Raw genomic sequence first — 9,825 nt, forward strand, 5'->3', positions numbered from 1 at the left:
TCTCTTGTTGCATTTTCTTTTATGATAGTGCCTCCTCCAATTAATAACAATCTCTATTCTTCGTGAACGCTTTATTCGTTCGATTTTTTGCTTTTTCGGTCTATTACAGCTATGGTGTGAGAGGATGATCTATAATAACCCCTTGAAGGATGAGAAACGAATGATGATTCATAACCAGTCGCCATTGTTCATTTATACATATGCTTGCCGGGAAGAAGAGACTTCCTTATGTCAGTTGGAGCTGCGCACCTTGTTTGGCAATCAGAAGTTCGACACTCCTTTCCTGATGAGCAGAACTTCTATTGATCCCAGCCGCAGTCCGTTTATAAAAGAGCGTATTGAAGTGATGTACGAAGCGGAGCAGCTGCCGGACATGATGAAGCAAGTGTCACAGATCCACATGAAGGGTTCCGCAACGTTCAAAGTGATTTTTGTCAAAACGAATGATCTGGACCCTTCTGAAAAGGTAGCGTATGACGAACGGCGCGCAATTGAGCGTGAACTGGGGCTGCATATTAACGGAGAAGCAGATATACGTAATCCGGACCTCGTGTACGGTATTATTACTTTAGGAGGACGCTGGTACTTCGGGAACTACGTGAAGAACCGGACTGTATGGCTGCACCATGTGAAGAAACCCCGCAGCTACTCCATTGCCCTTAGCACTCGCGTGGCGCGAGCTGCGGTTAATATCGCGATCCCTGACCCCCGGGGAATTAAGGCGATCGACCCTTGCTGCGGAATCGGAACCGTCTTGGTCGAAGCCCTTTCGATGGGAATTGACATCGTTGGCCGCGATATTAATCCTTTCATCGCTCAAGGAGCGCGTGCTAACCTTGCTCACTTTGGCTATGTAACCGACGTAGCGCTAGGTGCAATTGAGAATATATCTACAACCTACGATGCAGCCATAGTGGACATGCCCTATAATCTATTCTCTACTACGTCGCCGGAGGAGCAATTTTCTATCTTGAAGCATGCCCGGAGAATCGCCGATCGAGTCGTTGTGATTACCATCGAGGACATGGATGAGAGTATTGCTGCGGCAGGCTTTACGATTGTCGATCGTTGCGTGGTGAGAAAAGGCTCCGTTAATCGGCAAATTATTGTGTGTACCTAACGATTCGACTGTACGGAGTTAAAATAAAAGGCTACCCCATTGGCATTAATAATGCCTGAGGTAGCCTTTTATTGGCTTAAGCGTTACTACTTAGGTTCTCCTTTGTAGAGAGCTGTTAGCCAGTGATCGTATAGGTAATTTGAGCGAAAAAGCCGGCTTTTTCCGGGATAGCAAGTTTTACTACTGGTTATTTGACCTGGATTGAGGGAAATCGGTTCCCAATACGGAAATAAGGGATAGTTAGATTGGCTAATTCGTCTCTGAGCGACGAAAGGGCCCAAATAGACAATAGTAACATGGCTTATCTGTAAGTTTCGCGTCACTGTAATCTCTACTGGCCACGAAAAACAGAAATGAAGCAGGAAAGAACAGCGATTTTCGCTTATGGAAGGTGGAGTCACACAACGGATTCGAGCAATCGAAACCTAAGTAGACATCCCTGCCGCCACTGCGCCGGTTGTGATTGTCCCGATTGGCAGCACGGTGCCCGAAGCGCTGAACACTGCTGCTGCATTCCGAGCTAGCGGCATACGGACGAGCATAGACACCAGCGGCCGTAAATTGAAGAAATTGCTAGCCTCCCTCGCCGCCAAAGGAATCCGGTTCGTTGTCTTGATCGGAGAGAATGAAGCAGCACTTGGCCAAGTCCGCTTGAAGGATATGGCAGCCTCGACGGAGTACGATGTAACCATAGAGGAGGCTATTAGTCTCATAAATCGTTAGGGCGGCCAGATCATAGAGTGACCGCCCCTACTAATGGTCCTTACTAACGGATAGATGGCAATGATCCGAATAATGATTATGCTATAAAACCACTATCCGTTCCTCTTCAAAGCCTCTATAATCATCCCAAAAATAATCAGATCGTTCTTGGAATCTTCAGGCGTCGTCTTGGGGGTTAAGTCCTCTATGATCACATCATACAAATAGTTAAGCTCCAAGGTATACGGATCTGTGAAGGTTGGTCTGATCACGGATTCCTTATACGTCTCGCCTACCGTCTCGTTGATGTACAGCTTCGTTGGCAGATGGCGGATGTAAGGCGTATCGTATTGCACCTTCACCGATTTGTGGCTGCCGTACACCTCCACATGCGCATCGAAACGCCCTTGTGCATCCACACCGGTCTCGAATGTAACCGAAAAAGGGCCGTAATCGAAAATAACGCTTAGGAACAAACATCCGTTATCGGTAAGCTTAGCGCCAACCACTCCATTCGGCATGCCTAGCGCTTCCCTCATGGCCGAGAGATCATGGCTTGATAACCCGCACAGAAACCGATAACAATCGAAGTACGGCGAGCTTGCATCTAATCCTGTTGCTTCTCTGGTCAATCTATCCGCGCGTTCCCGCTTGTCTTGCTTAGCTTCTTCTGAATAATCATTGAAGGAGAGAACGTGACTGGTCGGCTTCGTGAACAATCGGTTCGGACCGATAATATCTCGGACTCGGGCATACTGGATTTTGTCGATGCCTCCGATTTCCTTCACTGCTTCTACGAAAGATGCTGCATACCTTCTCATATAGCCCACCATAACTTTAACGTTAGCCTGCTGCCCAGCTGCAATGATTGCATCGGCCTCCGCCAAAGTAAGACACATCGGCTTCTCAATCAGCACATGTTTGCCCTGAGCAATCGCAGCAATGGCACAATCTGCATGGTATTCATCGCTGTTCAACACGAAGATCACATCAAGATCTGCTTGCTTCACTAGCTCAGACGCATCCGAGTAGAGAGCGGCTACGCGATACTTCTCACCTACATAAGCCAATAGCTTCGGCGAAATATCGCATAATGCTGCAATTCTGAACCGATGAGGCAATGTCTCTAATACAGGCAGATGAATAATCTGCGCTACCTCTCCTAGACCGATAATCCCAACATTCAGTATTTTTTGCCCCATGTTCGTCCACTCTCCCCATAAATGTAAACGTTTAGATAATACTCGACAAAAACAGGTCATAAGCCAAGCTTTGCTCTCGCCCTGAATTTACCCCGCCCTCTATTACACCACAGACAAACCGCTGCTCTCTCGAATGATAAGCTTCATTGGAAAAGTTACTTTTTTGTGCGCAAAGATCTTATCCGGATTCTCAATCTGCTCGAAGATCAAGTCCACGACAGCCTCGACCATGTCCTCAATAGGCTGCTTGATGGTCGTTAAAGCGGGACGATACAAGCTAGCCAGACTGATATCATCGAAGCCGACTACCGCTTTATCTCTAGGTACCTCAATGCCATACTCCTCAAAAGCCTTAATCGCACCGATCGCGATCAAATCATTGGAACAGAACAAAGCCGTGAACGCTCTACCGCTCTCCATAAGCTGCTTCACACATTGATACCCATATTGACTGAAGTTATGTACACCCGCTGTTCTCCCGCTGATTACGATCTCTTCATCCACCTCCATCTGATTCAGCAACATCGCATTGCGGTACCCCAGCTCACGCTCCAGTGAAGTAGATACTGATCCAATGTAGGCGATACGCCTATGTCCCAGCCCAATCAAATGCTCGGTTGCTTCCATCGCACTGCTCAAATTATCCCCATTGACGGAAGTAACGGGAGCGACCCGTGAATCGAACGAGACCATCGGGATTCCCTGTTCCCTGAACATTCCCAGTGCTTGTTCCGCATCATCCAGATTGAGTAGTCCGCCAATAATCAATCCATCCACTCTTCGCTCCAGAAAAGCAGTCAGCGAGGAGTACGGCTCATCATGACTGGTGCCGATAATTAAGGTATACCCTCTCTTCAGCAGCGCACTCTGGATCATCTCGGCCAACGCCGCCCAGTATTCATTGGTAAGCAGGGGGACAATCATCCCCATTGTACGGGTTTTCTTGACGATCATCGATCTCGCTGTCTGGTCTGGCGTATAGTTCAAGTTGGCAATCGCTCTTTGGATCTTCTCTCGGGTTTCTTTCTTCACCTTATCCTTTCCATTAATGACTCGTGACACGGTTGCAATCGATACATTTGCTTCTCTGGCCACATCTTTAATCGTACTTATTATCATATTGTGCTCCTGGTAGTAAAAACGTTTACACTAATTGTACTCCACCTGCTGCCGTTGTCAATACTCTTATCTGCTCTCCTTCCTTGCAGGCGCGCAATAGCAGGAAGTTGAATATTATTCGATAATTTCCTCCACTTTTTCCTGGAAAAACAAATGATACACCCGAATCACTAGAATTTTGACCACGATATAGAACGGAATGCATAGCAGCATCCCCAGGATCCCCGCAAGATCGCCCCCCACCAACAACAGGATCACGATGGTTACCGGGTGAATCTCCATTTGTTTGCCGAATATAACCGGTGTCAGTATGTTATCCTGTATTTGCTGTGAAGCAATAATAATGATCAGAGCCCATAAGGCCATGAAGGGCGATTCGAGAAACGCCACAATCAGGACAGGTATAGAAGCTAGTATCGCTCCTACATAAGGAATGAAATTCAGTATAATGGCGATAATTGTGAATAACAGCGAATAGGGAAGACCGATAAGGAGAAATCCGATGTACATCAAGATTCCCAACAGCACATTGATAAACACCCGGCTTACTACATAGCCGCTAAGCGCCACATCAATCTCATGAATCGTATCGATTCCTTGACCACGATATTGGCGTGGAAGGATACTAGTAAATATATCACCGAATTTATCGCCTTCTTTTAACATGTAATAGAGCACGATCGGGACCGTAGCCAATACAATGAATAAGTCGGAGAAAAAGCTGATTAAGCCCGCTACATACCCGCCCGCCAAGGTATAGCCTTGATTCAGATACCCGGATAACTGGTTTAGTAGATTAGAATCATCGGGCAACAAGCTTGAGATCAGTCTCGTATTCTGAAGGTTAATTAATTGCTCTTGAAGGCGGTCCATGAATTTGGGCGCATTCATAGCGAACATCTCTATCTGCTCTAGCAGAGTTGGCCACACCCACATGGTGAAACCCGTAATAATTGCTGCTCCCGTGGCATAGATCAGGATGACGGATAAAGCTCGATTCATTTGGAACCGCTTCTCCAGCCCATTCACCAACGGACGTAATAAATAATAGAAAAAGAAAGATAAAGAAATCGGCACTATGAGCAGGCTGAACAAGGACACGATCGGTTGAAAAATAAAGCTAACCATAGTGCCTAAGTATATAATAAGCAGAATAAGAATGATGCCAAGACAAATCCTGAAAAAATTACTCTGAAGCATAATCAGACCCCCAATGAATATCAGCATCATTCGCCTGTTTTGCGCGTTATTCACCTTTTACCCTTAAAATCTATTATTTATTCACGAGTGATTGCCTAACCTGATAATAGTTTCCACTTGAAACCCGACAGCTTGTCTAGCAGTATTACTTTATAACAAGATTCAATATGAATGAAGGATAAAGGATACAGGAATAAGGATTGGAGGGATAAGAATGAGATCAGATTGGAAGCAGGCAGAACCGGAGCTGCGCCAAGTGAAGGTGAGGAGCAACGGGATTAACGAACTTGTGACCATCGAGTCCACTTCAGAGGAATTAAGCTGTATAGGAATCGGTACAGATGCGGCCGTGTTCTATTACGCCCCAACACCTGAGTACGCCTACAAAATATATACGGACCAGTCGTTAACCAAAAAAGATGTGGAAGAGGAAGTATATCGTCTACTGGAAGGATCCCCCTATTTCCCACGCTTCTATGGAAAAGGGGATTCTTTCATTGTGATCAGCTACGAGAAGGGGTTGACGTTATACGATTGCATTCTGCAAGGGGTTCCCGTTCCCGAACAGGTTATGCAAGATGTAGAAATCGCCCGAGAGTATGTACGCTCCAAAGGATTAAATCCGCGGGATATTCACCTTAAAAATGTTCTACTGCAAGATGGACGGGGCAAAGTCATCGACGTCTCTGAGTACGTGCAACCGGGTAACGATAATCGATGGGAGCATCTGGTATGGGCCTATAATCATTTTTACCCTCTCCTGAGTGGAAAGCAGATTCCCTCTTGGATGTTGGAAGCTATCAAACAATCTTATAACCGAATTGATAAAGCAACCTTTGCGTTGGAAGAGTTCTCTAAACAAGTGGAGCGTTTATTCTTCGGAGGCCGTAAATAACAACAGTATGGAACGGGGTTCTCAGCTTAGTTTGTGGCTGTTGAGCCTTTCATCTTCGTTTTTCACCAACGACTTCTTAACGGCTTGCAGTACACGTTCCTCCAGGAACGGCTTGATCATGAAATCCTTAGCTCCAGCCTTCATTGCATCCAGCACCATCGATTTACTGCCCATAGCCGTGCACATGATTACTCTAGCCTGAGGATCCAATCTAATGATCTCAGTCAACGCTTCAATTCCGTCCATCTCTGGCATCGTAATATCCATAGTCACCAACTCGGGTCTATATTGTTTGAACCGTTGCACAGCCTCTAAGCCGTTAGCCGCTTCTGCCACTACGTCGTATCCCTCTGATTTCAATAAGTTTTTGAGGATTTCTCTCATAAAAGCAGCATCATCCACGATCATTATTTTGGCCGCCACCGGTCTCACTCCCGTTCTACTCGAAAATCATTGCTTACATCAAACATGGACTTCCTCAAGCGTAACCGATTCAGCGGGATTTGATAAGTTACCTTTGGTCATAAATTTGTCATATCGCATTCCGTTTGGCGCGCTTCTTTTGGCCCCAACCAACAAAGTTTACCCCTACTCAGACTTGAGGTCCCCGACAACACTGTTTCTCTAGACCCACTCGTACTCTATCAGGTATTATGGTCGAAGGCATTGAAATGACGGGGGTACACCATGGAACACACGTATAATGACATCAAGCAAGGAGAACGCGGAGCATGGATAAGCATCATTGCCTATATCTGTTTATCCGCCTTGAAGCTTAGTATCGGATACATGACGAATTCCCAAGCGTTGCTGGCAGACGGACTTAACAATTCCTCTGACATTATCGCTTCTATAGCGGTATTAGTAGGGTTGCGAATATCGAGGAAACCGCCTGATCAAGATCATCGTTACGGTCATTTTCGTGCGGAGACGGTAGCTGCTTTACTCGCCTCTTTTATTATGGTCGCGGTCGGACTCCAAGTGCTGTATCAAGCTGTTATAAAGTTCAAGCTGCCTGCAATTGAAACGCCGGATATGATCGCTGCATGGACAGCGGTTCTGTGTGCGGTCGTGATGTATCTGGTCTATGTATATAATTTCCGATTAGCCAAGAAAATCAATAGCACTGCCATGATGGCGGCCGCACAAGATAACCGTTCTGATGCTTTTGTCAGTGTAGGTGCCTTTATAGGTATTGTTGGTTCCCAATTTGGGTTGCCCTGGCTCGATCCACTGACTGCGCTTTTAGTAGGGATCATTATTTGCCGGACGGCCTGGGGCATTTTTCGCGATGCCACTCATGCGCTTACCGATGGTTTTGATGATGCCGAACTGCAGATGATCAAACACACGATTGAGGACACCCAAGGCGTCGAGAAAATCATTGATCTGAAAGCTCGCGTACACGGCAACACAACCCTCGTTGATGCGACCATAGGCGTCGATCATCAGCTCAATGTTAGCGAGAGCCATGATATTACCGAAGAGGTGGAGAAACGTATTCATGATATCCACAACATCGCCCACGTGCATATCCACATTGAACCTTATGAGAAATAAGTCTCTTTACGAACACAGATGGCTTCGCCTCTCTTAGGGGGGATGAAGCCTTTTTCTTCTTATCCGTTAACCTTGACGACCTCTGTTCGGGCCATCATATCGTATAAGGATCGTTTCGTTCTCGTGAAAAGGGCAGTCAGAATGTACGCAAACAGAAGCCCATATACAATTCCGCCGATCAGATAGTAGGCAAAAGGCACCTCCTGATTGCCCAACGCCGCGAACCGATACACAAGGAAGTGGGAGAGCTCCCAAGGAATAAATTTGAGTATAGTGCGAAGCGTGGAATGCCCTAGGGTAAGGGGTTGTCCTGAACGGTTAACGACACGAATTCCGATCTTCCTTTTGCCAAAGGATTGTCTTCCTATCTTCGAGTCCATAATGATGTAGTAGAGTGAAACAGGCAGAGTTACCAGTAGAAAACCGAATAGCTGTGATAACCAAAGGGAATAGGTGAATATTTGTTGGATAGGCGGGTAGACAAGCGTACCCATCACAACCAGCAGGGCCAGATAAGTCACAATCCACATATAATCGAGCAAAAATGCAAGTAAACGTTGCAGGAATGTTGCAGGCATAGTGTTCATCTCCTATTACAAAATTCGGAAATAATAAACCAATTTTTCCCTCCCCCAACCATAGCACAGCCTTGGATATTTATCCTCTACTTCTACCCTTTTACCCTAACTTCCTTATTTCTTGCAACATTATTCCAACCCGAGACGTCTTAGGACTCTGACAGCGCTGATCAACCTCTTACAAGAAGAAAGGAACTACTACAATGAAACGCACTATGAAGAAAAGCCTGGTTGTCATAATGGCTGTGTCCACGATGATGACCGCAGGAGCAGCTTATGCATCCATCGATAACTCCCCACAACCGACGGCCTATTTGCCAATCGTGACCACACAAGTCGGCACACAACCTGTAAGCATTACAGTTAGCGGCGAAACCATCTCTGAGAATGGCTTCCAGCTTGTGAACGGAACAGAGCCTATGATCCCCCTTCGCGCGGTTTCTGAGAAACTGGGCTTTACATTGGTCTGGCATCAAGAGACTCTATCTGTGGATTTGAATAAAAATGCTGTATTTACTACCGTAACAACTGGAGCCGATCGCTATTCGATTAACAAAATGTACACGACTCTTGGCACTGCGCCTCAGTTAGTCGATAACAAGCTGTACGTACCCGCTTCTTTCGTGAGCAAAGTGTTACATGGATCCGTTACGGTGAAAGATAATACCGTATCGATTTCCCTCGAGGAGCAGAAGAAGAAAGTGCAAGCTACTGGCGTCATTACCGAGATAAAGAGCAAGGACAACTATCAATCGATTCATATTAAAGGTGTAGGGACAGAAGGTATTGTGCTCAATGTTGGACCGGAAACCGGTTATCAGATGTTGGATGGCACTAAGATCAACTTCTCTGATCTTCACGTGGGCTTGACGGTGGTAGCCGAGCATTCGTTAGTGTCGACCCTCAGCCTGCCGCCTCAGACTCCTACATACAAGATTACGGTGCTGGATACCAAGACTCAGGTGGGTACAATTGGTACAGTAGGTGAGATTGAGGAAGTTCGTACTAGTGATACTGGAAAGGTAAGCTTCCTTATCAAAGGAACCGGACTATCAGAAACCTCTCCAGACGAAGTAGTATTGAATCTATCTGACGACACCGTTTATGTAGATAAAGACGGGGAAGCAGTTGAGAAGAGCACCCTTGTTAAGGGAGCGAAAGTGACTGGATACTACGGTCCGATCTTGACCAGGAGCCTGCCTCCGATCGGCCAAGCTTGGAAAATTGTTGTAGATACTGTGCAGGAGTAAAGGATTGTAAGAAGAGACCGTCCGGTAAATGCAGTGACCCCTAAAAGTTAGACAGTTTATTTTGTTAAGCGGAATGTGAGGTCTGAACTCGGTATTGTACCGGGCTCAGGCCTTTTAGTTTTGACTTAATTCGTTTGTGATTATAGTATTCAATATATTTATCTAGTTCTTGTTTGAATTGTTCTATGCTCTCAAATTC

General features: G+C 46.0%; 11 protein-coding genes. 5 read left to right on the top strand and 6 right to left on the bottom strand.

Translation table 11 applies throughout. The annotated features are described in order from the left end of the window. The first annotated feature begins 160 nt into the window (after positions 1-160). Both AC58QD_RS19430 and AC58QD_RS19435 read left to right on the top strand, forming a co-directional pair. Positions 161-1,120: a TRM11 family SAM-dependent methyltransferase gene (locus AC58QD_RS19430; RefSeq protein WP_497336314.1), complete on the top strand. Its 960-nt coding sequence runs from the start codon at positions 161-163 to the stop codon at positions 1,118-1,120. 459 nt (positions 1,121-1,579) lie between these two features. After that, entirely contained in the window at positions 1,580-1,843 is a 264-nt protein-coding gene (locus AC58QD_RS19435) for a His/Gly/Thr/Pro-type tRNA ligase C-terminal domain-containing protein (protein ID WP_497336286.1), read from the top strand. 92 nt (positions 1,844-1,935) lie between these two features. Here the strand turns inward: AC58QD_RS19435 and AC58QD_RS19440 are convergent, their stop codons facing one another. From AC58QD_RS19440 to AC58QD_RS19450, 3 genes are all read right to left on the bottom strand, one after another. Next, entirely contained in the window at positions 1,936-3,024 is a 1,089-nt protein-coding gene (locus AC58QD_RS19440; protein ID WP_497336288.1) for a Gfo/Idh/MocA family protein, read from the bottom strand. A gap of 102 nt (positions 3,025-3,126) precedes the next feature. Then, the gene (locus tag AC58QD_RS19445) at positions 3,127-4,143 is read right to left on the bottom strand and encodes a LacI family DNA-binding transcriptional regulator (RefSeq protein WP_497336290.1); all 1,017 of its coding nucleotides are present in this window, start codon (positions 4,141-4,143) and stop codon (positions 3,127-3,129) included. Positions 4,144-4,257: 114 nt separating this feature from the next. Continuing rightward, positions 4,258-5,343 (bottom strand): AI-2E family transporter, encoded by a 1,086-nt coding sequence (locus AC58QD_RS19450; RefSeq protein WP_497336292.1) that lies wholly within the window; start codon positions 5,341-5,343, stop codon positions 4,258-4,260. Between the two features lie 214 nt (positions 5,344-5,557). On the opposite strand from AC58QD_RS19450, the gene AC58QD_RS19455 reads away from it, so the two are divergent. After that, entirely contained in the window at positions 5,558-6,238 is a 681-nt protein-coding gene (locus AC58QD_RS19455) for a serine/threonine protein kinase (RefSeq protein WP_497336294.1), read from the top strand. A gap of 21 nt (positions 6,239-6,259) precedes the next feature. Here AC58QD_RS19455 and AC58QD_RS19460 read toward each other — a convergent pair whose 3' ends face one another. Then, on the bottom strand, positions 6,260-6,661 hold the full coding sequence (locus tag AC58QD_RS19460) for a response regulator (RefSeq protein ID WP_497336296.1): 402 nt from the start codon (positions 6,659-6,661) through the stop codon (positions 6,260-6,262). A 264-nt stretch (positions 6,662-6,925) separates the two neighbouring features. Here AC58QD_RS19460 and AC58QD_RS19465 point away from each other — a divergent pair, with 264 nt between their 5' ends. Next, positions 6,926-7,798, top strand: a complete 873-nt coding sequence (locus tag AC58QD_RS19465; RefSeq protein WP_497336298.1) for a cation diffusion facilitator family transporter — start codon at positions 6,926-6,928, stop codon at positions 7,796-7,798. A 59-nt stretch (positions 7,799-7,857) separates the two neighbouring features. Here AC58QD_RS19465 and AC58QD_RS19470 read toward each other — a convergent pair whose 3' ends face one another. Further along, entirely contained in the window at positions 7,858-8,376 is a 519-nt protein-coding gene (locus tag AC58QD_RS19470; protein WP_497336300.1) for an RDD family protein, read from the bottom strand. Positions 8,377-8,579: 203 nt separating this feature from the next. Here AC58QD_RS19470 and AC58QD_RS19475 point away from each other — a divergent pair, with 203 nt between their 5' ends. Next, positions 8,580-9,626 (top strand): copper amine oxidase N-terminal domain-containing protein, encoded by a 1,047-nt coding sequence (locus tag AC58QD_RS19475; protein ID WP_497336302.1) that lies wholly within the window; start codon positions 8,580-8,582, stop codon positions 9,624-9,626. A 64-nt stretch (positions 9,627-9,690) separates the two neighbouring features. Here the strand turns inward: AC58QD_RS19475 and AC58QD_RS19480 are convergent. After that, the coding region (locus tag AC58QD_RS19480) for an IS3 family transposase (protein ID WP_497336316.1) at positions 9,691-9,825 on the bottom strand (135 nt) is incomplete at its 5' end.

The organism is Paenibacillus sp. J2R1T-4, from assembly GCF_059692235.1.

Coding starts and splice junctions, on each gene's coding strand:
- AC58QD_RS19430 (WP_497336314.1), top strand. CDS start 161: ATGATGATTCATAACCAGTCGCCATTGTTCATTTATACATATGCTTGC.
- AC58QD_RS19440 (WP_497336288.1), bottom strand. CDS start 3,024: ATGGGGCAAAAAATACTGAATGTTGGGATTATCGGTCTAGGAGAGGTA.
- AC58QD_RS19445 (WP_497336290.1), bottom strand. CDS start 4,143: ATGATAATAAGTACGATTAAAGATGTGGCCAGAGAAGCAAATGTATCG.
- AC58QD_RS19450 (WP_497336292.1), bottom strand. CDS start 5,343: ATGCTTCAGAGTAATTTTTTCAGGATTTGTCTTGGCATCATTCTTATT.
- AC58QD_RS19455 (WP_497336294.1), top strand. CDS start 5,558: ATGAGATCAGATTGGAAGCAGGCAGAACCGGAGCTGCGCCAAGTGAAG.
- AC58QD_RS19465 (WP_497336298.1), top strand. CDS start 6,926: ATGGAACACACGTATAATGACATCAAGCAAGGAGAACGCGGAGCATGG.
- AC58QD_RS19470 (WP_497336300.1), bottom strand. CDS start 8,376: ATGCCTGCAACATTCCTGCAACGTTTACTTGCATTTTTGCTCGATTAT.
- AC58QD_RS19475 (WP_497336302.1), top strand. CDS start 8,580: ATGAAACGCACTATGAAGAAAAGCCTGGTTGTCATAATGGCTGTGTCC.